This window comes from Citrobacter amalonaticus, from assembly GCF_002918555.1.
In the GTDB taxonomy this organism is placed as follows: domain Bacteria; phylum Pseudomonadota; class Gammaproteobacteria; order Enterobacterales; family Enterobacteriaceae; genus Citrobacter_C; species Citrobacter_C amalonaticus_A.
Map to the genome: position 1 here is coordinate 166,828 of NZ_PQMB01000005.1, position 25,064 is coordinate 191,891.

The 25,064-nt window shown below is 56.2% G+C and carries 26 protein-coding genes; 24 read left to right on the forward strand and 2 right to left on the reverse strand.

Annotation, left to right across the window (positions count from 1 at the left end; translation table 11 throughout):
* The first annotated feature begins 24 nt into the window (after positions 1 to 24).
* The 3 genes from C3432_RS20675 to tcp all read left to right on the forward strand — a co-directional run bounded on the left by C3432_RS20675 (position 25) and on the right by tcp (position 4,809).
* The gene (locus tag C3432_RS20675) at positions 25 to 651 is read left to right on the forward strand and encodes a lysoplasmalogenase (protein WP_103778416.1); all 627 of its coding nucleotides are present in this window, start codon (positions 25 to 27) and stop codon (positions 649 to 651) included.
* Between the two features lie 76 nt (positions 652 to 727).
* Positions 728 to 2,926 carry a Zn(II)/Cd(II)/Pb(II) translocating P-type ATPase ZntA gene (gene zntA, locus C3432_RS20680; protein ID WP_103778418.1) on the forward strand — a complete coding sequence of 733 codons (2,199 nt, stop codon included), beginning with the start codon at positions 728 to 730 and terminating at the stop codon, positions 2,924 to 2,926.
* Positions 2,927 to 3,165: 239 nt separating this feature from the next.
* Complete coding sequence (tcp, locus tag C3432_RS20685) at positions 3,166 to 4,809, forward strand: methyl-accepting chemotaxis citrate transducer (protein WP_103778420.1); 1,644 nt, start codon at positions 3,166 to 3,168, stop codon at positions 4,807 to 4,809.
* A gap of 135 nt (positions 4,810 to 4,944) precedes the next feature.
* Here tcp and tusA read toward each other — a convergent pair whose 3' ends face one another.
* Positions 4,945 to 5,190, reverse strand: coding sequence for a sulfurtransferase TusA (gene tusA, locus C3432_RS20690; protein WP_103779098.1), 246 nt, complete (start codon positions 5,188 to 5,190; stop codon positions 4,945 to 4,947).
* Positions 5,191 to 5,407: 217 nt separating this feature from the next.
* On the opposite strand from tusA, the gene C3432_RS20695 reads away from it, so the two are divergent.
* Together C3432_RS20695 and C3432_RS20700 are read left to right on the forward strand one after the other, a co-directional pair.
* Complete coding sequence (locus C3432_RS20695) at positions 5,408 to 6,073, forward strand: 7-cyano-7-deazaguanine/7-aminomethyl-7-deazaguanine transporter (protein ID WP_103778422.1); 666 nt, start codon at positions 5,408 to 5,410, stop codon at positions 6,071 to 6,073.
* 72 nt (positions 6,074 to 6,145) lie between these two features.
* On the forward strand, positions 6,146 to 6,703 hold the full coding sequence (locus C3432_RS20700; protein WP_103778424.1) for a DcrB family lipoprotein: 558 nt from the start codon (positions 6,146 to 6,148) through the stop codon (positions 6,701 to 6,703).
* Between the two features lies 1 nt (position 6,704).
* Here the strand turns inward: C3432_RS20700 and C3432_RS20705 are convergent, their stop codons facing one another.
* A complete protein-coding gene (locus C3432_RS20705; protein WP_146050953.1) occupies positions 6,705 to 7,955 on the reverse strand; it encodes an MFS transporter in 1,251 nt (416 codons plus the stop codon).
* Positions 7,956 to 8,088: 133 nt separating this feature from the next.
* Between C3432_RS20705 and C3432_RS20710 the strand changes: the two genes are divergently transcribed.
* The 19 genes from C3432_RS20710 to C3432_RS20800 all read left to right on the forward strand — a co-directional run bounded on the left by C3432_RS20710 (position 8,089) and on the right by C3432_RS20800 (position 25,064).
* The gene (locus tag C3432_RS20710; RefSeq protein ID WP_103778428.1) at positions 8,089 to 9,138 is read left to right on the forward strand and encodes an AI-2E family transporter; all 1,050 of its coding nucleotides are present in this window, start codon (positions 8,089 to 8,091) and stop codon (positions 9,136 to 9,138) included.
* A gap of 708 nt (positions 9,139 to 9,846) precedes the next feature.
* Entirely contained in the window at positions 9,847 to 10,224 is a 378-nt protein-coding gene (locus C3432_RS20715) for a hypothetical protein (protein WP_146050954.1), read from the forward strand.
* A gap of 187 nt (positions 10,225 to 10,411) precedes the next feature.
* Positions 10,412 to 11,473 carry a methyltransferase gene (locus C3432_RS20720; RefSeq protein WP_103778432.1) on the forward strand — a complete coding sequence of 354 codons (1,062 nt, stop codon included), beginning with the start codon at positions 10,412 to 10,414 and terminating at the stop codon, positions 11,471 to 11,473.
* Positions 11,474 to 11,527: 54 nt separating this feature from the next.
* Complete coding sequence (locus tag C3432_RS20725; protein WP_103778434.1) at positions 11,528 to 12,250, forward strand: beta-ketoacyl synthase chain length factor; 723 nt, start codon at positions 11,528 to 11,530, stop codon at positions 12,248 to 12,250.
* Positions 12,229 to 13,062 (forward strand): lysophospholipid acyltransferase family protein, encoded by an 834-nt coding sequence (locus C3432_RS20730; RefSeq protein ID WP_374755480.1) that lies wholly within the window; start codon positions 12,229 to 12,231, stop codon positions 13,060 to 13,062. The genes C3432_RS20725 and C3432_RS20730 overlap by 22 nt, the downstream gene beginning before the upstream one ends.
* Positions 13,043 to 13,300: a phosphopantetheine-binding protein gene (locus tag C3432_RS20735; RefSeq protein ID WP_103778438.1), complete on the forward strand. Its 258-nt coding sequence runs from the start codon at positions 13,043 to 13,045 to the stop codon at positions 13,298 to 13,300. The genes C3432_RS20730 and C3432_RS20735 overlap by 20 nt, the downstream gene beginning before the upstream one ends.
* Before the next feature lie 12 nt (positions 13,301 to 13,312).
* Positions 13,313 to 13,564 carry an acyl carrier protein gene (locus C3432_RS20740; RefSeq protein ID WP_103778440.1) on the forward strand — a complete coding sequence of 84 codons (252 nt, stop codon included), beginning with the start codon at positions 13,313 to 13,315 and terminating at the stop codon, positions 13,562 to 13,564.
* A 6-nt stretch (positions 13,565 to 13,570) separates the two neighbouring features.
* Positions 13,571 to 14,152, forward strand: a complete 582-nt coding sequence (locus tag C3432_RS20745) for a COG4648 family protein (protein WP_103778442.1) — start codon at positions 13,571 to 13,573, stop codon at positions 14,150 to 14,152.
* Positions 14,149 to 15,510, forward strand: a complete 1,362-nt coding sequence (locus tag C3432_RS20750) for an AMP-binding protein (RefSeq protein WP_103778443.1) — start codon at positions 14,149 to 14,151, stop codon at positions 15,508 to 15,510. The genes C3432_RS20745 and C3432_RS20750 overlap by 4 nt, the downstream gene beginning before the upstream one ends.
* Positions 15,497 to 15,850, forward strand: coding sequence for an ApeI family dehydratase (locus tag C3432_RS20755; protein ID WP_103778445.1), 354 nt, complete (start codon positions 15,497 to 15,499; stop codon positions 15,848 to 15,850). The genes C3432_RS20750 and C3432_RS20755 overlap by 14 nt, the downstream gene beginning before the upstream one ends.
* Positions 15,841 to 17,532, forward strand: a complete 1,692-nt coding sequence (locus C3432_RS20760) for a glycosyltransferase family 2 protein (RefSeq protein WP_103778447.1) — start codon at positions 15,841 to 15,843, stop codon at positions 17,530 to 17,532. The genes C3432_RS20755 and C3432_RS20760 overlap by 10 nt, the downstream gene beginning before the upstream one ends.
* A 2-nt stretch (positions 17,533 to 17,534) precedes the next feature.
* Complete coding sequence (locus C3432_RS20765) at positions 17,535 to 17,957, forward strand: acyl-CoA thioesterase (RefSeq protein WP_103778449.1); 423 nt, start codon at positions 17,535 to 17,537, stop codon at positions 17,955 to 17,957.
* Positions 17,954 to 18,559 carry a LolA family protein gene (locus C3432_RS20770; RefSeq protein ID WP_103778451.1) on the forward strand — a complete coding sequence of 202 codons (606 nt, stop codon included), beginning with the start codon at positions 17,954 to 17,956 and terminating at the stop codon, positions 18,557 to 18,559. The genes C3432_RS20765 and C3432_RS20770 overlap by 4 nt, the downstream gene beginning before the upstream one ends.
* The gene (locus tag C3432_RS20775) at positions 18,528 to 20,846 is read left to right on the forward strand and encodes an MMPL family transporter (RefSeq protein ID WP_103778453.1); all 2,319 of its coding nucleotides are present in this window, start codon (positions 18,528 to 18,530) and stop codon (positions 20,844 to 20,846) included. Before C3432_RS20770 ends, C3432_RS20775 begins: the two co-directional genes overlap by 32 nt.
* Positions 20,847 to 20,926: 80 nt before the next feature.
* Positions 20,927 to 21,466, forward strand: coding sequence for a DUF3261 domain-containing protein (locus C3432_RS20780; RefSeq protein ID WP_103779100.1), 540 nt, complete (start codon positions 20,927 to 20,929; stop codon positions 21,464 to 21,466).
* Between the two features lies 1 nt (position 21,467).
* Positions 21,468 to 22,637 carry a beta-ketoacyl-[acyl-carrier-protein] synthase family protein gene (locus C3432_RS20785; RefSeq protein ID WP_103778455.1) on the forward strand — a complete coding sequence of 390 codons (1,170 nt, stop codon included), beginning with the start codon at positions 21,468 to 21,470 and terminating at the stop codon, positions 22,635 to 22,637.
* A complete protein-coding gene (locus tag C3432_RS20790; protein ID WP_103778457.1) occupies positions 22,634 to 23,110 on the forward strand; it encodes an ApeP family dehydratase in 477 nt (158 codons plus the stop codon). The genes C3432_RS20785 and C3432_RS20790 overlap by 4 nt, the downstream gene beginning before the upstream one ends.
* Entirely contained in the window at positions 23,107 to 23,838 is a 732-nt protein-coding gene (locus C3432_RS20795) for a 3-ketoacyl-ACP reductase FabG2 (protein ID WP_103778459.1), read from the forward strand. The genes C3432_RS20790 and C3432_RS20795 overlap by 4 nt, the downstream gene beginning before the upstream one ends.
* Entirely contained in the window at positions 23,835 to 25,064 is a 1,230-nt protein-coding gene (locus tag C3432_RS20800; RefSeq protein ID WP_103778461.1) for a beta-ketoacyl-ACP synthase, read from the forward strand. Before C3432_RS20795 ends, C3432_RS20800 begins: the two co-directional genes overlap by 4 nt.

The window sequence follows — 25,064 nt, forward strand, 5'->3', positions numbered from 1 at the left end:
AAATAACGAATTCAAGGAACTAAGATGCTTTGGTCGTTTATCGCTGTCTGTCTTTCCGCATGGCTATTTGTGGATGCTTCATATCGTGGGCCTGCCTGGCAACGCTGGGTATTTAAGCCCGTCACCTTATTACTCCTGCTCCTGCTGGCGTGGCAAGCGCCAATGTTTAATGCCATTTGCTATCTGGTACTGGCGGGCCTGTGCGCCTCGTTGGTTGGTGATGCCCTGACGCTGCTGCCGCGCCAGCGCCTGCTGTACGCCATTGGCGCATTTTTCCTTTCGCACCTGCTGTACACCATATACTTCGCCAGCCAGATGACGCTGTCATTCTTCTGGCCATTACCGCTGGTGCTGCTGGTTCTGGGCGGGCTGCTGATAGCCGTCATCTGGACGCGCCTGGAAGATCTTCGTTGGCCGATATGTACTTTTATCGGTATGACGCTGGTGATGGTCTGGCTGGCCGGTGAACTGTGGTTCTTCCGCCCAACGTCGCCAGCTCTCTCCGCCTTCACCGGTGCGACGTTGTTGTTCATCGGGAATATCGTCTGGCTGGGCAGCCACTACCGCTATCGCTTCCGTGCAGACAACGCGATTGCCGCCGCCTGCTACTTCGCCGGACACTTCCTGATCGTCCGTTCACTTTATCTCTGATAATGCTTGACTCTGGAGTCGACTCCAGAGTGTATCCTTCGGTTAATGAGAAAATTATCATCAACCGGAGGATGTTATGTCGACACCCGATACCGCTGGTAAAAAAGCCCCACAATTTTCATCCTTCAGGCTTGCCCCTGCGCCGCAGAAGGCCGATGACTGCTGCTGTGAAGGCAGCTGCGCGACGCCGGCTCCGGTTTCCGATACGGTTGAAGGTACCCGTTACACATGGTTCGTTTCAGGGATGGACTGCGCCGCCTGCGCCCGTAAAGTTGAAAACGCGGTACGTCAGCTCAAGGGGATTAATCAGGTTCAGGTACTGTTTGCCACCGGGAAGCTGGTGGTCGACGCAGAGTCTGACCTTCGCCCGCAAATTGAAAGTGCCGTGCAAAAAGCGGGCTATTCCCTGCGCGACGCCCGGACCCAGGAACAGGAACCTGAATCCCGTCTGAAAGAGAACCTGCCGCTGATTACACTGATCGTGATGATGGCGATCAGCTGGGGTCTGGAGCAGTTCAACCATCCCTTTGGTCAACTGGCGTTTATCGCCACCACGCTGGTCGGGTTATATCCCGTTGCCCGCCAGGCGCTACGCCTGATTAAAACCGGCAGCTATTTTGCTATTGAGACGTTGATGAGTATCGCCGCTATCGGCGCATTGTTTATTGGCGCGACCGCTGAAGCGGCGATGGTCCTGCTGCTGTTCCTGATTGGTGAACGTCTGGAAGGTTGGGCCGCCAGCCGTGCCCGCAAAGGGGTCAGTGCGCTGATGGCGCTTAAGCCGGAAACCGCGACCCGCCTTCGCAACGGCGTGCGTGAAGATGTCGCCATTAAATCCCTGCAACCTGGCGACATTATTGAAGTCGCCGCAGGTGGACGCCTGCCCGCAGACGGCAAGCTGGTTTCCGGGTTTGCCAGTTTTGATGAGAGCGCACTAACCGGAGAGTCCATCCCGGTGGAACGCACAGCTGGCGAGAAAGTTCCGGCTGGCGCCACCAGCGTTGACCGGCTCGTCACCCTGGAGGTGCTGTCGGAACCCGGCGCCAGCGCTATTGACCGTATCCTGAAGCTGATAGAAGAAGCCGAAGAGCGTCGTGCGCCAATCGAGCGCTTTATCGACCGCTTCAGCCGTATTTATACCCCGGCAATTATGGCCGTCGCGCTGCTGGTCACGCTCGTTCCGCCGTTGCTCTTTGCCGCCTCCTGGGAGGTGTGGATTTATAAGGGACTAACGCTGCTGTTAATTGGTTGTCCGTGTGCGCTGGTGATCTCCACACCTGCGGCGATTACCTCCGGCCTGGCCGCAGCGGCACGCCGCGGGGCGTTAATTAAAGGCGGTGCGGCGCTGGAACAGCTGGGCCGTATTACCCAGGTGGCGTTTGACAAAACCGGTACGCTGACCGTCGGTAAACCACGCGTGACCGCCATCCATCCGGCCACGGGGGTCAGTGAATCAGAGCTACTGGCGCTGGCAGCGGCGGTGGAACAAGGGGCAACGCATCCGCTGGCGCAGGCTGTGGTGCGCGAAGCCCAGGAAAAAGCGTTGGCAATTCCAGCCGCCGAGGGCCAACGAGTGCTGCCGGGTACGGGCATCGAGGCACAGATTAACGGCGAGCACGTGCTGATTTGCGCCGCAGGTAAAAAGCCAGCCGACACCTTTGCCGAAAAAATTAATGAACTGGAAAACACCGGACAGACCGTGGTTCTGGTGCTGCGTAATGATGCCATACTTGGCGTCATTGCCCTGCAGGATACCCTACGCGACGACGCGCGCATCGCTATCAGCGAGCTTAGCGATCTGGGTGTACAAGGCGTTATCCTGACTGGCGACAACCCGCGTGCGGCGGCAGCGATCGCCGGAAAACTGGGGCTGGAGTTTAAAGCCGGGCTGCTGCCGGAAGATAAGGTAAAAGCGGTTACCACGCTTAACCAGCATTCGCCGCTTGCCATGGTCGGCGACGGCATCAACGATGCTCCGGCGATGAAAGCCGCCGCTATCGGTATCGCAATGGGTAGCGGCACCGACGTGGCGCTGGAGACGGCAGATGCGGCATTGACCCATAACCGTCTGCGCGGCCTGGTACAAATGATTCAGCTGGCACGCGCCACTCATGCCAATATCCGCCAGAACATCACCATTGCACTGGGTCTGAAGGGGATTTTCCTTGTGACTACGCTGCTCGGGATCACCGGACTGTGGCTGGCGGTACTGGCGGACACCGGAGCGACGGTGTTGGTTACCGCCAATGCGCTGCGGTTGTTGCGTAAAAGATAATACCAGCGCACCGTCAGGACATTGTTTTTTTCGCTAACTAAAAATAAATTTCTGAATTTTCACGTCATCATACTGGCATGCAAGAGAATATTTGCATGCCAGTTTCTGTATATTCCGCCACTAAAAATTTCCTTATTTATATCAAAATCTTAACAAAATAAAACAACATTAACCATAAGGTTAACATTTATCCTACCGATAAAGAAATTATCCATCCCCATAAAGGACAGTAAGACCTTATGAAAAATATCAAAGTCATAACTGGAATTATTACAACACTGGGAATATTTTGCGGACTATTACTGGTGACAGGAATATTCTTCTATTCAGCGGTGAGTCACGATCGGCTTAATTTTCACAAAACCAGCGTGCTCAACTACCAGCAGCAGCAACTCGGCGGGAGTTATCAGACCCTTATCGAAACCCGGGTGACCATTACCCGTGTTGCTATTCGAATGTTGAAAAATCAACAGGACTCTGCAGCACAAGCAGCAATGGCCCAGCTGTTGACGAATGCCAGCGTTTCCCTTGCTGAGGCAGATAAACATTTCACGAACTTTATCAATACGAAAGATATTGCAGGCGAAGACCCCGCCATTGATAACAAAGCAAAAGCCAGTTTCAGGCACATGCATGACGTCCTGCAACAGTCTATCCAGTTTCTCAGCGCGAATAACTATGAAGATTATGGCAACCTGGATGCCCAGAAGGCGCAGGATGAGATGAGGGAAGTTTATAAGGAGTGGCTGGAACAGAATAATCATCTGTTAATACTGGCTGGCGAGGAAAACCAGAACAGCTTTAATCAAATGCTCTGGACGCTGGGTATCATTTTTGCGATCGCAATAACCCTGCTGGTCCTGATTTGGCTTGGATTACAGCGCGTATTATTGCGCCCATTACAATATGTGATTGATCAAATTCATGCCATCTCAGAGGGTGATTTAACCCAACATATTGATGCGCAAGGACGTAGTGAAATGAGCCTGCTTGCGGCTGGCTTAAAAACGATGCAGCAATCGCTGGTTCGTACCGTGGGTGTGGTTCGTGACAATGCAGATTCAATCTATACCGGGGCAGGCGAAATTTCTGCGGGCAGCACCGATCTCTCTTCCCGTACCGAGCAACAAGCCGCTGCACTTGAAGAAACGGCGGCAAGTATGGAACAGCTGACGGCAACCGTAAGGGAAAATACCAGCAACGCACGTCACGCTACGAGCCTGGCAAAGACCGCATCAGAAACAGCGTTAACCGGTGGGCGCGTCGTTCATGAAGTGGTCAATACGATGAATGATATTGCGAGCAGCTCCGAAAAAATTATGGATATCACCAGCGTGATAGATGGTATTGCTTTTCAGACGAACATCCTGGCGCTAAACGCCGCAGTAGAAGCCGCACGGGCCGGAGAGCAAGGACGGGGATTCGCTGTCGTGGCAGGTGAAGTTCGCACCCTGGCAAGCCGCAGCGCGCAGGCAGCCAAGGAGATCAAAGTGTTAATTGAAAGCTCAGTCTCACGTATCAATACCGGTGCAGGCCAGGTGCATGAAGCCGGAGAAACAATGAAGGCAATCGTGACCGCGGTGACCCAGGTAACCAGCATTATGGATGAGATTGCCAACGCATCCGACGAACAAAGTAAAGGTATCGAACAGGTAGCGCAGGCTGTATCAGAAATGGATAGCGTGACGCAGCAGAATGCTTCTCTGGTGGAGGAATCCGCGAGCGCAGCCGCGGCGCTGGAAGAACAGGCCAGCGCGCTACGTCTGGCCGTCGCCGCATTTCGGATTGAGCACGCCGTCGACCAGGGAACAATACGCTCCCCGCTGAGCAGAGAAATAAAGCCACAGCCCGTTCCCGCTGAGGGCAATTGGGAAAGTTTTTAAAGTACAGAGAAAAGCCCGGTACAGGTGCTCTGCCGGGCCATTTTTTACTGTACGTCGGCAACCGCTTTATCAAATTCTGGCGCTTTTCACCCTATCGGCGCGAACCGGTGCCGTGGATTTAGCATGCCGGGGCGGTTACTGGCCTTTACGGATCAGATAACGGTATGGCAACGACCCCGTCTCCTGCGCGACCAGCTCATGTTCCATAAAAGTACAGAAACCGGGGATATCGCGGGTGGTGGCCGGATCGTCCGCCACAATCAGCAGCGTTTCACCCGCCAGCATGTTGCGTACGGTTTTACGCACCATCATTACCGGTTCCGGGCAACGCAGTCCCTGGGCATCAAGGGTATGGTCGGGGGAGGAAAACAGCTCGCTCATCTTAATCTCATTCACGAAAAAACGGCGGTATTTTACGCCCATAATGATCAGTAAGCCAGACAGGTTAACGATTGCGTAAAAATTAGCCATTGCATTACGCTTTTAAAGCAGTATCATGCGGCGGCTTAAAAATGTTAAGACGCGTTATTGGCGCGGACAAATAGCATGCAGCACGAATTGGGTTCCCTCACCCCAAATATCCATAAAAAGGTACAATATGACTCCGTTCACACAAACACAGCGCGTAAAAGCGTTGTTCTGGCTATCGCTATTCCACCTGCTGGTGATCACCTCCAGTAACTATCTGGTACAGCTTCCGGTCTCCATTTTGGGTTTCCACACCACCTGGGGCGCGTTTAGCTTTCCCTTTATTTTTCTCGCTACCGATCTGACCGTGCGCATTTTTGGCGCGCCGCTGGCGCGTCGTATTATCTTCGCCGTGATGATCCCGGCGCTGCTGATCTCCTATGTCATCTCATCGCTGTTTTATATGGGATCCTGGCAGGGATTTGGCGCGCTGCTGCACTTCAACCTGTTTGTCGCCCGTATCGCCGCAGCCAGCTTTATGGCCTACGCGCTGGGGCAGATTCTGGATGTCCACGTCTTCAATCGCCTGCGTCAGAATCGCCGCTGGTGGATGGCGCCAACGGCCTCAACGCTGTTTGGCAACGTCAGCGACACCCTGGCGTTCTTCTTTATCGCCTTCTGGCGTAGCCCGGATGCTTTTATGGCCGAGCACTGGATGGAAATCGCTCTGGTCGATTACGGTTTCAAGGTGTTGATCAGCATTATTTTCTTCCTGCCGATGTATGGCGTATTGCTGAATATGTTGCTGAAAAGACTGGCAGATAAATCTGAAATCTCTGCATTGCAGACGAGTTAAAGGTTCATTTTCCGAGTTGTGATAAGATGAACGAATGAGCCGTTATGGCCGTTTATCGAAAGGAAGAAGTCAATGCGCAATCTGGTTAAATATGTCGGTATTGGCCTGCTGGTTATGGGGCTTGCGGCCTGTGATAATAGCGATACCAAAGCGCCGGCAGAAGGTGCCGCCGCAGAAAGTCATGCAACCGGACAACCTGTCAGCCTGCTTGATGGCAAACTGAGTTTCTCATTGCCGGCAGATATGACCGATCAGAGCGGTAAGCTGGGCACCCAGGCTAACAATATGCACGTCTATTCCGACGCAACCGGTCAAAAAGCCGTGATTGTTATTGTGGGCGACAATACCAACGAAGATCTGGCCGTACTGGCAAAACGTCTGGAAGATCAGCAGCGCAGCCGTGACCCGCAGTTGCAGGTGGTGACCAACAAAGCCATTGAGCTGAAAGGCCACACGCTGCAACAGCTGGACAGCATTATCTCGGCTAAAGGCCAGACGGCGTACTCTTCCGTGGTTCTGGGTAAAGTCGACAATCAGTTGCTGACTCTGCAAATCACATTACCTGCTGACGATCAGCAGAAAGCGCAGACCGCAGCAGAAAACATTATCAACACGCTGGTTATCCAGTGAGTTAAGACGATGAAACGGTCACTGGTTCTTCAGTCAGTGGCCGTTTTTTTAAGCGCCAGACCAGCAGCATGGCAATTGCCACCAGTCCCGCCGCGGCCAGATAGATAACCGGTACGCCCGCCCGGCTCATAACCAGCCCCGCCAGTGGCCCGGTCATCCCCAGCGACAGATCCATAAACACGGTATACGTTGCCAGCGCAGCCCCCTGATTTTGCTGCGGTACCGCTTTTACCGCTACCACGCCAAGCGCCGGGAAGACCAGCGAGAACCCCATGCCCGCCAGCAGCACGCCGATTTTCGCCATCCACGGCATCACCGCCATGCCCACCATTAATAACCCGACGATCTCCACGCTAAAACAGATCATCGCCACGTTTAAGCCGCCGAACCGATGAATACCATTGGGGAACAGCAGACGCGTACCCACAAACGCGCAGCTGAAAAGCGTCAGCGCAAACGCGGCGCCATCCCAGCCTTTGGCGTCATAAAACAGGGTGATAAAGGTGGCGATAACCCCAAATCCGGCAGACGCGAGCGCCAGCGCCATTCCGTACAGCCAGACGCGCCCAAGCACCGCGCGAAACGGCAGCGGTTTACCTTTACTGGCTTTAACCGCCTGACGAGGGATGGCCAGCAGCACCGCCAGCAACGCGACGCCCATAATAACCAGCGCCAGCCCTTGCAGACCGCCCCAGGCATAAAACAACACCCCGAGCGGCGCCCCCATCGCCATTGCACCGTAGGTGACGATACCATTCCATGAAATCACCCGGCCAATATGCAGCGAGCCCACGACGCCCACCCCCCACAGCGTGGAGCCGGTTCCGGCAAAACTTTGTCCAATCCCCAGAATGACGCGTCCCAGACAGAGCAATAACAGGCTCGCGATCGGCCAGCCGCTGGCGCTGCCTGCCAGAAAATAGCTCGCCCCGCTTAAAAAGCAGCCGCACAGTCCGAAGACGACGATTTTTTTCGGTCCCAGTAAATCGGCAAATCGTCCGGCATGAGGACGACTCAGTAAGGTCGCGAAATATTGCAGGCTGATGACCAGCCCTGCCCAGAAGGCGCTAAAGCCCATCACATCATGAACATAACCCGGCAAAACCGCGAGCGGCAGGCCAATAGTCAGGTAGCTGGCAAAGTTAAACATCACCACAGAGACGATGCGCAGATTGAGACGCAGACCGTTTAGCGCCGGTTCGGCGACGGGTTCGGGCATGGGGATCACCACGTATTTACAACAGTGTTTCATTTCTACCATGTTGCGCGCCGGAAATCAGCAGACAGATTAGGAATATCGGCAACACGCCAGCCGCTACACTTAGAACCTGGCCCATCAGACTATTGCCGGGCTCTTAATAAAAATCACAGTAAAGGAATCACGAATGACAGCTCCTCAGCCCGATAAAACGGGCATGCATATCCTGCTTAAACTGGCATCGCTGGTGGTGATTCTGGCGGGTATCCATGCTGCGGCAGATATCATTGTGCAATTATTGCTGGCGCTTTTTTTCGCCATTGTGCTTAACCCGCTGGTGACCTGGTTTATTCGTCGTGGTATCCGGCGTCCGGTGGCAATTACCATTGTGGTGGTGGTGATGCTTATTGTGCTTACCGCGCTGGTCGGCGTGCTTGCTGCCTCTGTTAATGAATTTGTCGCCATGCTGCCGAACTACAATAAGGAGCTGACGCGCAAAGTCCTGCATTTGCAGGAGATGCTGCCCTTTCTGAATATACACATGTCACCAGAACGGATGCTGCAACGCATTGATTCTGACAAGCTGATGACCTTCACCACCACATTGATGACCGGGCTTTCCGGTGCGATGGCGAGCGTCGTGCTGCTGGTTATGACGGTCGTCTTTATGCTCTTTGAGGTACGCCACGTGCCTTACAAACTGCGTTTTGCACTGAACAATCCGCAAATTCACATTGCAGGATTGCACCGGGCCCTGAAAGGGGTTTCACATTACCTGGCGCTGAAAACGCTACTCAGTCTGTGGACCGGGGTCATTATCTGGCTGGGGCTGACGCTAATGGGGATACAATTTGCGCTGATGTGGGGCGTGCTGGCTTTTCTGCTTAACTATGTCCCCAATATTGGCTCAGTGATTTCCGCTGTCCCGCCGATGATTCAGGCGCTGCTGTTCAACGGTTTTTACGAATGTATGTTGGTTGGGATACTCTTTTTGGTAGTACATATGATCATCGGTAATATTCTGGAACCGCGCATGATGGGACACCGATTGGGCATGTCTACGCTGGTGGTTTTTCTGTCGTTACTGGTCTGGGGATGGTTATTAGGCCCGGTGGGGATGTTGCTGTCCGTTCCCTTAACCAGCGTCTGTAAAATCTGGATGGAAACCACCAAAGGCGGCAGCAAGCTGGCCATATTACTGGGGCCGGGACGCCCTAAGAGCCGATTACCGGGATAATCGCCCCTACCAACCAGGGTAGTTTTTATCTTATCCCTGACCCGTTAAACTGGCGCATATTTAATGTATATGCGCTGATTTAGCTTAAATAAGAAAAAGCAAGCCCAATACTTAACTCGATTAAAATAGATATTTAACTAAAATCGTTTCCGTAAAAAATATATACAATCAATAAATAGTTCAAAAGGTTTCATTCTCGATATGCCACTATGCTCTAAATAATTCGAGTTGCGGGACAAAACGCGTCGTCGTTTTGAACAGCGCTTGCGCTGGCCCCGAAGGGGCGAGGCTCAGGGATGAGCCGAGGAATAAAGCCAACACATCTGCAACCTGAAGTATGACGAGTATATAATGGATGATTATTTTATTGATATATTGTACCGGCCAGCTTATAGTTTGCGTGAAATGTTATCATCGCATATTGAAAACGATAAAACCTGTTATCTGACCGCTATCGCATGAATGAATACCAGTTTTACAAAAAAATAATAAAAACCTTCCTCATGCTGACAGCACTATGCTCTAAATAATTCGAGTTGCGGGACAAAACGCGTCGTCGTTTTGCACAGCGCTTGCGCTGGCCCCGAAGGGGCGAGGCCGAGTAACGCGGCAACGCACCAGCAACCTGAAGTATGACGAGTATAATTCAGAAACTGAGTTGTTCATTTTATCCACAATACTTTGCAGGGAGTCTTCATGAAACAATACATTAAGTGGTTTGCTGCCATTGCCGTCGTTGGTGCGCTGGCGGGCTGTGCACGCACAGCGCCCATTGATCAGGTGCACTCTGGCGTCAGCGCAGGCCATACCCAGGATCAGGTGAAAAACGCGATTCTGAAAGCAGGCGTTCAACGTCAGTGGGTCATGTCTGAGGCCGGTCCGGGCGTCATCAAAGCACGTCAACAAACCCGCGATCACGTAGCTGAAGTGCGAATCACCTATTCCGCTACCCGCTATGACATCACCTACGACAGCAGCCTCAATCTGCAGGCCTCTGGCGGCAAAATTCATAAAAACTATAACCGCTGGGTGCGTAACCTGGATAAAGACATTCAGTTAAACCTGTCTGCCGGCGCCAGTCTGTAATGTTGCCTGAAGTCGGACCGTTTACGGTCCGATATTTCCTTATTGCCCCTTAGAGCCTGATCCATCAGGCGTCATTGGCGCAGGCAGTTTGAACACGGAGTACGTGAGGATGGCGAGCACTGCCCGGAGGTTCAAAATAGCAGGCAAAAAGGCTGATGAGCCAGGCTCTTAACAGGTTGAATGCTATATGTACGAACAGGACTCCCTCAGCGCACTGGATGCGATTGCTGAAGCACAACGTATCGCCTTCGCTCCAATGCTGTTTCAAACTGCACTTTGTCTGCGAAATGCAGATGTGTTGGCTTACCTTGACGATCGGGGAAGACAAGGCGCAACGCTGGAAGAGATAACAGAGAATAGCCGGGTCAATGAATATGCGGTCGGCGTACTGCTGGACATGGGATTAAGCGGACGCATTATCACGTATAAGGCGGGGCGTTATTATCTGGCAAAAGTAGGACATTTCCTTTTGCACGATACCATGACCCGCGTGAATATGGACTTCACGCAGGATGTTTGCTACCAGGGGTTGTTCTTTCTGGAGAACGCTTTGCAGGAAGGGAAACCGTCCGGGTTAAAAGTGTTTGGCGACTGGCCCACCATATATCCGGCGTTATCGCAATTACCCCCGTCCGCACGTGAAAGCTGGTTTGCCTTTGATCACTACTATTCCGATGGCGCTTTTGACGCGGCGCTGCCCTATGTATTCGCAAGTCGCCCTGCAACCCTGTACGATGTCGGCGGAAATACCGGGAAATGGGCATTACGTTGCTGTCAGTACGATGAAAATATCGCGGTAACCCTATTAGATTTACCACAACAAATTGCGCTGGCCCGTGAAAATATCGAAAATGCAGGATTATCTCATCGCATAGATTTCCATGCGGTGGATATGCTTGGCGACGCACCTTTACCCACAGAGGCGGATATCTGGTGGATGAGCCAATTTCTCGACTGTTTTTCTCCGGAACAAATTATCACCATGCTCAGCAACGTTGCCCGCGTGATGAAACCCGGCGCAAAGCTATGCATTATGGAGCTGTTCTGGGATGCGCAGAAATTTGAAGCGGCCTCATTTAGCCTGAATGCCTCTTCGCTTTATTTTACCTGCATGGCTAACGGCAACAGTCGTTTTTACAGCGTAGAGAAGTTTTATCACTATCTGAATCTGGCAGGGTTTCAGGTAGATGAACGCCACGACAGCTTAGGCGTGGGACATACTTTATTGATATGTCAGAAGAAGAAATAACAAAGTGGCGTTGAAACGCCATTGGTATCACCCGATTATCGCGGATACGCGTTGATGAAATTTGCATTAAACATTACCGACTGGCGGGCGATGGCGCCAGGGCTTAGCGAATCAACACAGTGGCATGAATGGTCACGGCTTTCGCACGCCATCGATCCTGCCGCGCCGCAGGCGAAGCTCAGCGAGCTGCCGATGATGACCGCCCGCCGCCTTAGCTCCGGGAGCAAACTTGCCGTGGAGTGTGGGCTGGCAATGCTGCGCCGCCACGATATTGATGCGGTGTTGTACACCAGCCGTCACGGTGAACTTGAGCGTAATTACCGCATCCTGCACGCGCTGGCGACAGAACAGGCGCTTTCGCCCACGGATTTTGCCCTGTCTGTCCACAACTCCGCCGTGGGAAACCTGACTATCGCGGCAAAACAACCGATCGTCTCGTCTTCTCTCTCGGCGGGTCGCGACACCTTCCAGCAAGGACTCTGCGAAGTCATCAGTCTGCTGCACGCGGGCTACCAGCGCGTTTTGATGGTCGATTTTGACGGTTTTCTGCCTGAGTTTTACCATCCACGGCTTCCCGAAAATATGCCAACCTGGCCCTGGGCAGTGGCGCTGGTCTGCGAAGCAGGCAGCGACTGGCAGTGTCAGACTCAGCCAGGTCAGGCTGGCGCGGAGACAGAGCTCCCACAAAGCCTGCTGTTTTTACAGCACTACTTGCAGAATGCCGACGCGTTTACCCTCCCCGGCGAACGTATGCAGTGGCACTGGAGCAGAGCATGAGTGCGTTCTTTTCATTCCTGAACCGGCTATGGCGTATCGTAATGACCGGCTTCTGTTTTGCCCTGTTTGGTACCGGTGGCCTGCTGTTGTCCGTCGTCTGGTTTAACATATTGCTGATTTTCGTCCGGGATCCTGCCCGCCGTCGCCGTATTGCGCGGCGCAGCATTGCAGCCAGCTTCCGTCTTTTTTTAACGGTCACTCGCGTATTGGGCGTGCTGGATTATCACATTGCAGGCCGTGACATTTTGCGCCAGGAACGCGGGTGTCTGGTGGTCGCTAACCATCCAACCCTGATTGATTACGTGCTTCTGGCCTCAGTGATGCCAGAAACAGACTGTCTGGTGAAAAGCGCCCTGCTGAAGAATCCCTTCCTCAGCGGCGTGGTACGAGCCGCAGATTATCTGATCAACAGCCAGGCAGACGCCCTTTTGCCCGCCAGCCGGCAGCGTCTGGCACAGGGCGATACCCTTTTAATATTTCCCGAAGGTACCCGAACAACGCCCGGCGAGACGATGACGCTACAGCGCGGTGCGGCAAATATCGCCGTGCGCTGCAACAGTGATCTACGCATTGTGACGATCCACTGTAGCGAACGCATGCTGGATAAAAAAAGCAAATGGTATCAGGTACCGCCGACGAAACCGCGTTTTACCATCCAGGTGGGTGACCGGGTCAGGATCGGAAAATTTTACGACGCAAATTCACAAGAACCGGCGCTGGCGGCAAGACAGTTGAACCGGCATCTTTTGCTGCAATTACAACCAGGTAATTTACCTTTCTCAGGAATTAATGATGCAAGCGCTTTATCTTGAAATTAAAAATCTCATCATAACAACATTGAATCTGGAGGAGCTGACGCCAGACGATATTGAAACCGAGGCGGCGCTGTTTGGCGATGGTCTGGGGCTGGACTCAATTGATGCCCTGGAACTGGGACTGGCGGTAAAAAATCAGTACGGCGTGGTCCTTTCTGCGGAAAGCGCAGAGATGCGTCAGCACTTCTTCTCCGTTGCCACGCTGGCATCTTTTATTCACGCGCAACGTGCCTGAGGACAGCCTGCTATGACCGAACAAAAAGCCATTTATGCAGAAGTCTCCGCGCTGCTGGTTAAGCTGTTTGAAGTTGACCCGCAGGATATTCAGCCACAGGCGCGCCTGTATGAAGATCTGGAGCTGGACAGCATCGACGCCGTCGACATGATCGTGCATCTGCAAAAGAAAACCGGTAAGAAAATAAAGCCGGAAGAGTTTAAAGCCGTGCGTACCGTGCAGGACGTCGTTGATGCGGTAGAACGTCTGCTAAAAGAAGCGTAACTCGCGATGTCGGGCGTTCGCTCGCTGCCTGCCTTACCGTTGCTGACAGGATTGCTGCTGCTGGCCTGGCCGTTTTTAATCTGGTTTGGTCTGGCGCATAACAGCCTGCACTGGCTGCTGCCGCTGATGGCGCTCCTTCTCTTTTTACGCCTTCACCAGACCCGGAGAAGGGCGGGACCGTTGCGTGTTGTCACCCAGGTGGTGGCCGTTGCAGGCATCACGCTTTGCGTCGCCAGCTACCTGTTAAAAACACATCAACTCCTGCTGTTTTATCCGGTGGTGGTGAACGCGATCATGCTTACGGTTTTTGGCGGGTCGCTGTGGTCGGCGATGCCCATCGTTGAGCGTCTGGCGCGCCTGCGCGATCCGGCGCTTCCGCAGGTGGCAGTGCGATATACCCGGCGGGTGACGCAAGTCTGGTGCGCCTTTTTCATCATCAATGGTGGGATCGCGCTTTTTACCGCCCTGCTCGGCGATATGTCCCTGTGGACCGCCTGGAATGGCATGATTGCCTATCTGCTAATGGGCTTGCTGATGGCCGGTGAATGGCTGGTACGCCGCCGGATAATTAAACGAGATCCACAATGAAGCAGACGCTGACGCTTGCCCGATGGCTCACCGCCCCACGTCCGGCAGAAACGCCGATCGCCTGGCTGGGTGAACAGACCTGGACTCTTGGCCACCTGCGCCACGATGTCGCCCACCTCATGGAATACCTGCAACGGCAGGAAGGCGATCGCTGGGCGCTGTGCTTTGAAAACAGCTACCTGTTTATCGTGGCACTCCTGGCGACGCTGCACACGGGAAAAATACCGGTGATCCCAGGGCATAACCGCGCATCGCTCCTTGATGAGCAACGCGCCTTCTTTGACGGCGTGCTGAGCGATAAGACGCCTGGCTGGCAAGGCCCGCAGTCGGTTGTGCGTTCCACGATGACAGCGACCACGGAAGCCATCGTGTTTCCGGCCATTGCCGACGACGCCAGTGTTGAACTGTTTACCTCCGGCTCGACCGGTCAGCCAAAACGCGTGAACAAACCGGTAAGCCTCCTCGACAGCGAAGCAGAGCTGCTGGCGACTCGTTTTGCCGGACGGCTCGCGGGCTGTCGCGTGGTCGCCTCCGTCACACCCGTGCACCTGTATGGCCTGACCTTTCGTATCGTCCTGCCAATGGCGCTGGGCTTGCCGCTGCATGCGGCAATGCTCTGGTACGCCGAGCAGCTTGCGGCGCTGAATCATGAGCATCACTATGTGTTTATCAGCAGTCCGGCCTTTATCAAGCGCCTTGACCACCAGCTTGCCCCACCGCCAGTGAAGATGATGCTGTCCGCCGGGGGCGTGCTTCCCTGGCAGGATGCCGCACAAACCGCGGCCTGGCTCAGCGTCTGGCCGGATGAAATTTACGGCAGCACCGAAACCGGCGTCCTCGCCTGGCGCTATCGTCAGCAGGACGATGTGGCATGGCTGCCCTTTCCCGGCGTCCGGCTTCAGCCAGAAAACAACGCGTTTCGCGTGTTTTCACCATTGATTGCAGACGTTGAAGGCCTGCTGCTCGACGATAATCTGCAATTCGAAAAAAACGGACGGTTCCACCTGGCAGGGCGGCGGGATCGGGTCGTCAAAATTGAAGAGAAGCGGGTTTCGCTCAGCGAAGTCGAGCAACGCCTGCTGGAGCTTGACGGGATCCGCGAGGCGGCAGCACTGCCCGTCTCACGCGGCGCTCGTCAGGGCGTGGGCGTCCTGCTGGTACTGAATGATGAAGCCCGCCAACGCTGGCAGCAATCGGGCGGCAAAGCGCTGGAACAGGCGTGGCGGCGCTCGCTACAACCGAAGCTGGAGCCGGTCGCCGTTCCCCGTTACTGGCGCGTGATTGACGAGATCCCGGTCAACAGTATGAACAAGCGTGTCTATGCGCAATTACAGGAATTATTTCATGACACCCCGTGAAATTGAGCGCCATCAGGCACAGCCGCACCAGGTTGAGATTGTTTTATATCTCGATCCTTCTCTGTTCTGGTTCAGAGGACACTTTGCCGTTCAGCCGCTGCTGCCCGGCGTGGCGCAGATAGACTGGGTGATGCATTACGCCACCACGCTGCTCGCGCCCGGCTGGCGCTTTCACGGCATTCAGAACGTGAAGTTCCAGGCGCCGCTGTTGCCGGAAAGCACCGTCACGCTGACGCTGAACTGGCAGGAAGCACGCCAGATCCTCACCTTCAGCTATCTGCGTCACGACGGCGCGGCGCGGCATACCGCCAGCAGCGGGAAGGTCCGGTTATGCCGCTAACCTTTTTACCCTGCGTGCTGATCCCCTGCTATAACCACGGCGCGATGATGGCGCGCGTACTGGAGCGGCTTCAGCCGTTTGGCTTGCCCTGCATTGTGGTGGACGATGGCAGCGATGCCGACACGCAACAGGAACTGAATCGACTGGCGGCAGAAACCGCGAACCTGGCCTTAATCCGGCTGACGGAGAACGCGGGGAAAGGCGCGGCGGTGATCTGTGGCTTGCAGGCCGCGGCAGAGGCCGGATTCAGCCATGCGGTACAGGTCGACGCCGACGGTCAGCACGCCATCGAAGATATTCCCAGGCTGCTTGAACTGGCGCAGGCGCATCCGCACGCACTAATTTCAGGACAGCCGATTTACGATGACTCCATCCCCCGTTCCCGCCTGTACGGACGCTGGGTGACCCACGTCTGGGTATGGATTGAAACGCTCTCGCTACAGTTGAAAGACAGCATGTGCGGCTTTCGGGTCTATCCGGTTGCGCCAACGCTGCAACTGGCGCAGCGCGTGGCGCTCGGCAAACGGATGGATTTCGACACGGAAGTGATGGTACGACTCTACTGGCAGGGCAATCCCAGCTATTTTGTTCCGACCCGCGTGACCTATCCCCAGGACGGGCTGTCTCATTTCGATGCCTTCAAAGACAATTGCCGCATCTCACTGATGCACACGCGTCTGTTCTTCGGCATGTTGCCGCGCATTCCTTCGTTGCTGTTTCGCCGCTCATCGCCGCACTGGGCGCGTCAGCAGGAGGTAAAAGGATTATGGGGGATGCGCCTGATGCTGCGGGTATGGCGCCTGTTGGGGCGTAAGGCATTCTCCCTGCTGCTGTACCCGGTGGTCGGTGCGTACTGGCTGACGGCAGCCACGGCGCGTAACGCATCACAACACTGGATAACCCGCGTGCGTGAACAACTCATCGCGCGCCGGATGCCCGTGCCGCCAAAGCTCACCAGCTATCAGCACTTCCTGCGCTTCGGGAATGCGATGCTCGATAAAATCGCCAGCTGGCGTGGAGAGCTGCACTTCGGTCGCGATGTGGTTTTTGCGCCAGGTGCAGAAGAGGCGTTGAACGTCAGCGATCCGCAGGGAAAACTCCTGCTGGCCTCGCATCTGGGCGATGTCGAAGCCTGTCGCGCGCTGGCGCAATTACAGGGCAGTAAAATCATCAATGCGCTGGTGTTCAGCGACAACGCGCAACGCTTTAAGCAAATTATGGCAGAGATGGCGCCACAGGCAGGGCTCAACCTGATGCCGGTGACCGATATCGGCCCGGAGACCGCCATCCTGCTTAAAGAGAAACTGGAGCGCGGCGAATGGATTGCCATTGTCGGCGATCGCATTGCGGTAAACCCGCAGCGCGGCGGTGAATGGCGCGTCTGCTGGAGTCGTTTTATGGGACAGGTCGCCCCGTTCCCTCAGGGGCCGTTTATTCTCGCCGCCATTTTGCGCTGTCCGGTGGCGCTTATTTTTGCCCTGCGTCAGGAAGGGAAGCTGCGCATTCACTGCGAGCCGTTCGCCGATCCGCTGTTATTACCGCGTGCCGAACGTCAGGGCGCGTTGCAGAAAACCATCGATCGCTACGCCAAACGCCTTGAGCACTACGCGCTACAGTCGCCGCTCGACTGGTTTAACTTTTTCGATTTCTGGCGCTTGCCAGATACCAAAAACAAGGAGTAAAGGTGCTTAACGATCCCCGTTTTACGGCTGAAGTCGAGCTGACCATTCCATTTCATGATGTCGATATGATGGGCGTGGCGTGGCACGGAAACTACTTCCGCTACTTCGAGATTGCCCGTGAGGCGCTGCTTAACCAGTTTGACTACGGCTATCGCCAGATGAAAGCGTCCGGCTATTTGTGGCCGGTGGTCGATACCCGCGTGAAGTACCGCAATGCGCTGACCTTCGAGCAACGTATTCGCGTCCGCGCCCGTATTGAGGAGTTCGAAAACCGCCTGCGTATAGGCTACGAAATTTTTGATGCCGAAAGCGGCAAGCGCGCCACCACCGGTTACACCATCCAGGTTGCGGTGGAAGAGAAGAGTCGTGAGATGTGTTTCGTCTGCCCGGATATCCTGTTTGAACGAATGGGGGTAACGCCATGAGATTTCTGCCGCTACTGGCGCTGCTGATCGGCCCGTGGGCCAGCGCCATCACGCTCGACGATCTGCAACAACGCTTTACCGGGCAGCCCGTCGTCCGGGCGCATTATGCCCAAACCCGCACCATTAAGGATCTGCCGCAGCCGCTGCGTTCCCAGGGCAATATGCTGATCGCCCGTGACCAGGGTTTGCTCTGGGATCAAACGTCCCCGTTCCCGATGCAGCTGCTGCTGGATGACAAGCGGATGGTGCAGGCCATCGGCGGCCAGCCGCCACAGACTATCACCGCAGAAAACAACCCGCAGATGTTCCAGTTTAACCATCTGCTGCGGGCGCTGTTCCAGGCCGATCGTCAGGTGCTGGAAGAGAATTTCCGCGTGGCGTTTGCCGACCAGGGCGAAGGCCGCTGGACGCTGCGCCTGACGCCGATCACCACGCCGCTGGATAAAATCTTCGGGAGTATCGATCTCGCCGGAAAGACATACCTGGAGAGCATTCAGCTCAACGATAAACAGGGCGATCGCACCGATATCACGCTTTCCCAACATCAACTGACGCCAGCGCAACTGACCGATGACGAACGCCAACGCTTTGCCGCCCAGTAAACGCCCTGCGCTGTTATGGGGCGTCGTCTGCCTGATCCTGTTGGGTATTCTGCTGATGCAACTGCCTCAGGCCAGACTCAACAGCAGCGTACTGGCGATGCTGCCGAAACAGGCGTTAGGCGCGATTCCTCCGGCGCTGAACGACGGCTTTATGCAACGTCTTGATCGCCAGCTGGTCTGGCTGGTGAGTCCCGGTAACAAGGCCGACCCGCAGGTCGCCCGTGACTGGCTGGAACGCCTGCAAAAATCACACGCGCTGTCGGAGGTGAAGGGCCCCCTGGACGCTGACAGCCAGCAGGCATGGGGCGCATTTTTCTGGCAACACCGCAACGGTCTGCTTGACCACGACACCCGTGCGCGGCTGCAAAACGGCGGCGAGGCGCAGGCGCAATGGATCCTCTCGCAGCTCTATTCGGCGTTCTCCGGCGTCAGCGGTAAAGAGCTGCAAAACGACCCGCTGATGCTGATGCGTGGCTCCCAGCTGGCAATGGCCAAAAACGGGCAACGCCTGCGGCTGATGGACGGCTGGCTGGTTGCCCAGGATGAGCAGGGCAACGACTGGTATCTGCTGCACGGCGAACTGGCAGGTTCGTCATTCGATATGCAGCAGACGCACCGGCTGGTCACCACGCTCAGGGCGCTTGAGGGCGAGCTGAAGGCACGTTATCCGCAGGCGCAACTGTTATCGCGCGGGACCGTGTTCTACAGCGATTACGCCAGTCAGCAGGCGAAGCAGGACATCTCCACCCTCGGTGTCGCAACGGTGTCTGGCGTGATCCTGCTGATTATCGCCGTCTTCCGCTCGCTGCGCCCGCTGCTGCTGTGCCTGATCTCCATCAGTGTTGGTGCGCTGGCGGGAACGGTCGTGACGCTGCTCATTTTTGGCGAACTGCATCTGATGACGCTGGTGATGAGCATGAGCATTATTGGCGTCTCCGCCGACTACACGCTCTATTACCTGACCGAACGGATGGTACATGGCGCGGAGGCGTCGCCGTGGCAAAGCCTGGCCAAAGTGCGTAATGCGCTACTGCTGGCGTTGCTGACAACCGTGGCGGCATACCTGATTATGATGCTTGCCCCCTTCCCCGGCATTCGCCAGATGGCGGTATTCGCGGCGACGGGACTTTGCGCCTCTTGTCTGACGGTGATTTTCTGGCATCCGTGGCTGTGCCGTGGACTGCCCGTGCGCCCGGTTCCGGCAATGGGGCTCATGCTGCGCTGGCTTGCCGCCTGGCGACGCAATAAAAAGCTTTCCGTCGGCCTGCCCGTGGCGCTGGCGCTTTTCTCACTGGCGGGACTCGCGACGCTGCGCGTGGACGACGATATTTCGCAGCTACAGGCGTTGCCACAAGACATTCTGGCCCAGGAAAAAGCGATTACCGCACTCACCGGGCAAAGCGTCGATCAGAAGTGGTTTGTGGTTTACGGAACATCCGCACAACAAACGCTGGAGCGCCTGGACGCTTTTGTCCCGGCGCTGGAACAGGCGAAAAAAGAGGGATGGCTCAGCGGCTATCGCACGATCCCACTGAATTCACTTGCCCGGCAGCAGCAGGATCTCACCTTACTGAAAAACGCCGCCCCTGCCATCACCCACGCCCTGAACAACGCCGGGCTGGCGACGGTCAACCCCGATCTTAACGCCATGCCGGTGACGGTCGATGCCTGGCTTGCCAGTCCGGCCAGCGAAGGCTGGCGCCTGCTATGGCTGACGCTGGCAAATGGCGAAAGCGGCGTGCTGGTTCCGGCTGAGGGTGTGAAAAACAGCGCGGCGCTGAAGGCGCTCAGCGCAAAAAATATCGGCGTCGCCTGGGTGGATCGTAAAAACAGCTTTGATGAACTTTTCGCCCTTTATCGCCATGTACTCACGGGTCTGCTGTGTGTCGCACTGGCGATCATTGCCAGCGGTGCCGTGGCGCGTCTTGGCTGGCGCAAGGGCTTAATCAGCCTGGTGCCATCGGTGCTCTCTTTAGGCTGCGGTCTGGCAGTGCTGTCGCTGAGCGGGCACGCGGTCAACCTGTTCTCGCTGCTGGCACTGGTACTGATACTCGGGATCGGCATTAACTACACGCTATTTTTCAGTAATCCGCGCGGCACTCCGTTGACCTCACTCCTGGCGATTACGCTGGCGATGATGACCACGCTCCTGACACTCGGGATGCTGGTCTTTAGCGCCACCCAGGCTATCAGCAGTTTTGGCATTGTGCTGGTGAGCGGTATTTTCACCGCGTTCCTGCTTTCACCGCTGGCGATGCCCGGTAAAAAAAGAGAAAAAAGAAAATGATAAAACAGACCTTCCGCTTGCTGAGAAACCCCAGGCCGGATAAGCGTAGCGCCATCCGGCAGTGTCTGCTGGTCGCCGCGATGCTGCTGGCCGGATGCAGCCACTCACAGCCGGAACAGGAAGGCCGTCCGCAGGCCTGGCTGGAACCCGGCGTCCGCGTGACGCTGCCCGCGCCGGGCATCACGCCTGCAATCAGCTCACAGCAGTTGCTCACCGGGCGCTTTAATGGCAAAACCCAGTCGCTGCTGGTGATGCTCAACGCCGACGATACGAAAATCACCCTGGCGGGGTTGTCGTCCGTGGGCATCCGCCTGTTCCTCGCAACGTATGATCAAAAAGGGCTGCATACTGAACAGTCGATCGTCGTTCCGCAGCTGCCGCCAGCCAGCCAGGTGCTGGCCGACGTGATGCTCAGCCACTGGCCGATTAGCGCATGGGAGCCACAGTTGCCCAAAGGCTGGACGCTGACGGACACCGGTGACAAGCGCGAACTGCGTAACGCCAGCGGCAAACGGGTGACGGAAATCACCTACCTGAACCGCAACGGGAAGCGTGAGCCGATCGGCATCGAGCAGCTCGTCTTTAAATACCACATCACCATTCAATACCTGGGTGACTGAGATGATCTACATTTCTGCGGTTGGCATGATTAACGCCCTGGGCAACAACACCGATGAAATCGCCGCCAGTCTGACGCGCGGCACTGCGCCCGGTATGCGCCCTCGCCCAGGCTGGCTACAGGGCCATCCGCATACGGTGTTAGCCGGTGTTGACGGTGAACTGCCCGCCATTCCCGATGCGTTCAGCGCCCATCGTTCACGCAATAATCAGCTTTTGCTGGCGGCGCTCGAACAGATCCAGCCGCGAGTGGATAAAGCCATTGCGCAGTACGGGCGGGATCGAATTGCGGTGGTGCTCGGCACCAGCACCTCCGGGCTTGATGAGGGGGATGCGCACGTCAATCTGACGCTTAACGGGAAGGAAAGCACCACCTGGCGATATCCCCAGCAGGAGCTGGGCGACCCGTCGCGCTTTCTCAGCCACTGGCTGTCACTGGATGGCCCGGCGTTTACGCTCTCAACTGCCTGCTCCTCCAGCGCCCGCGCCATCATCAGCGGACGCCGTTTGATTGAATCCGGACTGGCAGACGTCGCCATTGTCGGCGGCGCAGACACCCTGAGCCGGATGCCGGTGAATGGTTTCCACAGCCTGGAATCGCTCTCCCCCACGCTGTGCCAGCCGTTTGGTCGTGACCGCTGCGGCATTACCATCGGCGAAGGCGCGGCGCTGATGCTGCTGACCCGCGAACCACAGCCCATCACGCTGCTGGGCGTGGGGGAATCCAGCGATGCGCACCATATTTCTGCGCCGCACCCGGAAGGTGAAGGCGCTATTCGGGCGATCGGGCAGGCGCTGAACGACGCGAATATCACGCCGGAACAGGTGGGTTATATCAACCTGCACGGCACCGCCACGGTGCTTAACGACCAGATTGAAGCAAAAGTGGTGAACGCGCTGTTTGGCGAGAGCGTCCCGTGCAGTTCGACGAAACATCTTACCGGACACACGTTAGGCGCGGCAGGCATTACCGAAGCGGCGTTGAGTATGCTGATTTTGCAGCGTGACCTGCCGTTGCCGTTTCAGGACTTTAGCCTGTCGCCACTGGATCCCACACTGCCGCGCTGCGGTATTCTCGGGCAGCCGCAGCCGCTTGAGCGCCCGGTTATTCTGTCCAGTTCGTTCGCCTTTGGCGGCAATAACGCCAGTATTCTGCTCGGGAGGATTTCATGAGCCACTATTTACCGCCCGGTGAATACCTGCCGCACGACGCCCCCATGCAGCTGCTTGAAGAAGTGGTCAGTGTGACGGACGCAGCGGCCTGCTGCCGCGTGACGGTATCCCCGGATGGCGTGCTGGCCCCGTTTCTCAACGCAGAGGGCAACCTCCCCGGCTGGTTCGCCCTGGAACTGATGGCGCAGACCGTCGGCGTCTGGTCTGGCTGGCATCGACATCAGCAGGGTCAGGGCAATATCTCACTCGGCATGGTGCTTGGCGCTCGTGAGCTGGTTTGCGCGGCTGGCGACCTGCCGGGCGGACTGACGCTGAATATCACCGTCACACTGCTGATGCAGGATGCGCGCTTCGGCAGCTTCGAGTGCACGATTGACGCCGGTGGAGAGGCGCTGGCCTCCGGTCGGGTCAATACCTTTCAGCCCACGGCAGAAGAACTACATTCTCTATTTCAACAAGGAGCGTCCACATGAGTCGTTCAGTTTTGGTTACCGGTGCCAGCAAGGGCATCGGGAGAGCGATCGCCCGTCAACTGGCGGCGGACGGCTTTATCGTTGGCGTCCACTATCATCGCGATGCGTCGGGAGCGCAAGAGACGCTGGATTCGATTCTCTCCGCGGGCGGCGCAGGCCGTCTGCTTACGTTTGACGTCGCCCACCGCGAACAGTGCCGCGAAGCGCTGGAGCAGGATATTGAGAAGCACGGGGCGTGGTATGGCGTGGTGAGCAACGCCGGAATCACCCGCGACGCGGCGTTCCCGGCATTGAGTGACAACGACTGGGACGCGGTGATCCACACCAATCTCGACAGTTTTTACAACGTCATTCAGCCATGCATCATGCCGATGATCGGCGCTCGCCAGGGCGGTCGCATCATTACGCTCTCCTCGGTATCCGGCCTGATGGGTAACCGTGGTCAGGTCAACTACAGCGCGGCAAAGGCAGGGATTATCGGCGCCACGAAAGCGCTGGCGATTGAACTGGCGAAACGCAAAATTACCGTTAACTGTATAGCGCCTGGGCTTATCGACACCGGGATGATCGAAATGGAAGAAGCCGCACTGAAGGAAGCCATGTCGATGATCCCCATGAAACGGATGGGGCAGGCGGACGAAGTGGCAGGACTTGCCAGCTATTTAATGTCGGATGTGGCGGGATACGTGACCCGTCAGGTAATTTCCATCAATGGAGGGATGCTATGACACGTCGCGTGGTCATTACAGGCATGGGCGGCATCACCGCCTTTGGGGAAAACTGGCAGGATGTTTCCGCCAGGCTGCTGGCGTATGAAAATGCCGTGCGCAAAATGCCGGAGTGGCAGGTTTATGACGGACTGCATACGCTGCTGGGTGCCCCCGTCGACGACTTCACCCTCCCGGAACACTATACCCGTAAGCGCATCCGCGCGATGGGCCGCGTGTCGCTGATGTCCACGCGTGCAACTGAACTGGCGCTGGAGCAGGCCGGACTCATTGGCGATGCGGTGCTGACTAACGGCGAAACCGGGATTGCCTACGGATCGTCAACCGGCAGCACCGGTCCGGTGAGCGAGTTCGCCACCATGCTGACCGAAAAACACACCAATAACATCACCGGCACCACTTACGTACAGATGATGCCGCACACTACCGCCGTCAATACCGGGCTGTTCTTTGGCCTGCGCGGGCGGGTGATCCCAACCTCCAGCGCCTGTACCTCCGGCAGCCAGGCGATAGGTTATGCGTGGGAGGCCATTCGTCACGGTTACCAGACGGTGATGGTGGCGGGCGGCGCGGAAGAGCTGTGTCCCTCTGAAGCGGCGGTATTTGATACCCTGTTCGCGACCAGCCAGCGCAATGACCAGCCCAAAACCACCCCATCGCCTTTCGATGAAAACCGCGATGGTCTGGTGATTGGCGAAGGCGCGGGCACGCTGATTCTGGAGGAGCTGGAACACGCCAAAGCCCGCGGGGCGACTATTTACGGCGAAATTACAGGCTTTGCCACCAACTGCGACGCCGCGCATATCACCCAACCGCAGCGAGACACGATGCAGATTTGCATGGAACAGTCACTGAAAATGGCGCGCTTAAGCGCCCTGGACATCGGCTATATTTCGGCCCACGGCACGGCCACCGATCGCGGGGATATCGCAGAAAGTCAGGCGACGGCCGCAATTTATGGCGACAATGTGCCGATCTCCTCGCTTAAAAGTTATTTTGGGCATACGCTTGGCGCCTGCGGCGCGCTGGAAGCCTGGATGAGTCTGCAAATGATGCGCGAAGGCTGGTTTGCGCCTACGCTAAATTTGAGTCAGCCGGACGCCAACTGTGGCGCGCTGGATTACATTATGGGTGAAGCCCGCAAGATTGATTGTGAGTTCCTGCAGAGCAACAACTTTGCGTTTGGCGGCATCAATACCTCCATTATTATCAAACGTTGGTCCTGA

Bases quoted from the DNA above. Each gene is read 5' to 3' on its own strand.
- C3432_RS20695 (WP_103778422.1), top strand. From the start codon at position 5,408: ATGACTCCGTTCACACAAACACAGCGCGTAAAAGCGTTGTTCTGGCTA.
- C3432_RS20750 (WP_103778443.1), top strand. From the start codon at position 14,149: ATGAAGCAGACGCTGACGCTTGCCCGATGGCTCACCGCCCCACGTCCG.
- C3432_RS20755 (WP_103778445.1), top strand. From the start codon at position 15,497: ATGACACCCCGTGAAATTGAGCGCCATCAGGCACAGCCGCACCAGGTT.
- C3432_RS20775 (WP_103778453.1), top strand. From the start codon at position 18,528: ATGACGAACGCCAACGCTTTGCCGCCCAGTAAACGCCCTGCGCTGTTA.
- C3432_RS20740 (WP_103778440.1), top strand. From the start codon at position 13,313: ATGACCGAACAAAAAGCCATTTATGCAGAAGTCTCCGCGCTGCTGGTT.
- C3432_RS20745 (WP_103778442.1), top strand. From the start codon at position 13,571: ATGTCGGGCGTTCGCTCGCTGCCTGCCTTACCGTTGCTGACAGGATTG.
- C3432_RS20735 (WP_103778438.1), top strand. From the start codon at position 13,043: ATGCAAGCGCTTTATCTTGAAATTAAAAATCTCATCATAACAACATTG.
- C3432_RS20705 (WP_146050953.1), bottom strand. From the start codon at position 7,955: ATGAAACACTGTTGTAAATACGTGGTGATCCCCATGCCCGAACCCGTC.
- C3432_RS20700 (WP_103778424.1), top strand. From the start codon at position 6,146: ATGCGCAATCTGGTTAAATATGTCGGTATTGGCCTGCTGGTTATGGGG.
- C3432_RS20760 (WP_103778447.1), top strand. From the start codon at position 15,841: ATGCCGCTAACCTTTTTACCCTGCGTGCTGATCCCCTGCTATAACCAC.
- zntA (WP_103778418.1), top strand. From the start codon at position 728: ATGTCGACACCCGATACCGCTGGTAAAAAAGCCCCACAATTTTCATCC.
- C3432_RS20795 (WP_103778459.1), top strand. From the start codon at position 23,107: ATGAGTCGTTCAGTTTTGGTTACCGGTGCCAGCAAGGGCATCGGGAGA.
- C3432_RS20675 (WP_103778416.1), top strand. From the start codon at position 25: ATGCTTTGGTCGTTTATCGCTGTCTGTCTTTCCGCATGGCTATTTGTG.
- tcp (WP_103778420.1), top strand. From the start codon at position 3,166: ATGAAAAATATCAAAGTCATAACTGGAATTATTACAACACTGGGAATA.
- tusA (WP_103779098.1), bottom strand. From the start codon at position 5,190: ATGAGCGAGCTGTTTTCCTCCCCCGACCATACCCTTGATGCCCAGGGA.
- C3432_RS20790 (WP_103778457.1), top strand. From the start codon at position 22,634: ATGAGCCACTATTTACCGCCCGGTGAATACCTGCCGCACGACGCCCCC.
- C3432_RS20785 (WP_103778455.1), top strand. From the start codon at position 21,468: ATGATCTACATTTCTGCGGTTGGCATGATTAACGCCCTGGGCAACAAC.
- C3432_RS20800 (WP_103778461.1), top strand. From the start codon at position 23,835: ATGACACGTCGCGTGGTCATTACAGGCATGGGCGGCATCACCGCCTTT.
- C3432_RS20725 (WP_103778434.1), top strand. From the start codon at position 11,528: ATGAAATTTGCATTAAACATTACCGACTGGCGGGCGATGGCGCCAGGG.
- C3432_RS20770 (WP_103778451.1), top strand. From the start codon at position 17,954: ATGAGATTTCTGCCGCTACTGGCGCTGCTGATCGGCCCGTGGGCCAGC.
- C3432_RS20710 (WP_103778428.1), top strand. From the start codon at position 8,089: ATGACAGCTCCTCAGCCCGATAAAACGGGCATGCATATCCTGCTTAAA.
- C3432_RS20720 (WP_103778432.1), top strand. From the start codon at position 10,412: ATGTACGAACAGGACTCCCTCAGCGCACTGGATGCGATTGCTGAAGCA.
- C3432_RS20780 (WP_103779100.1), top strand. From the start codon at position 20,927: ATGCTGCTGGCCGGATGCAGCCACTCACAGCCGGAACAGGAAGGCCGT.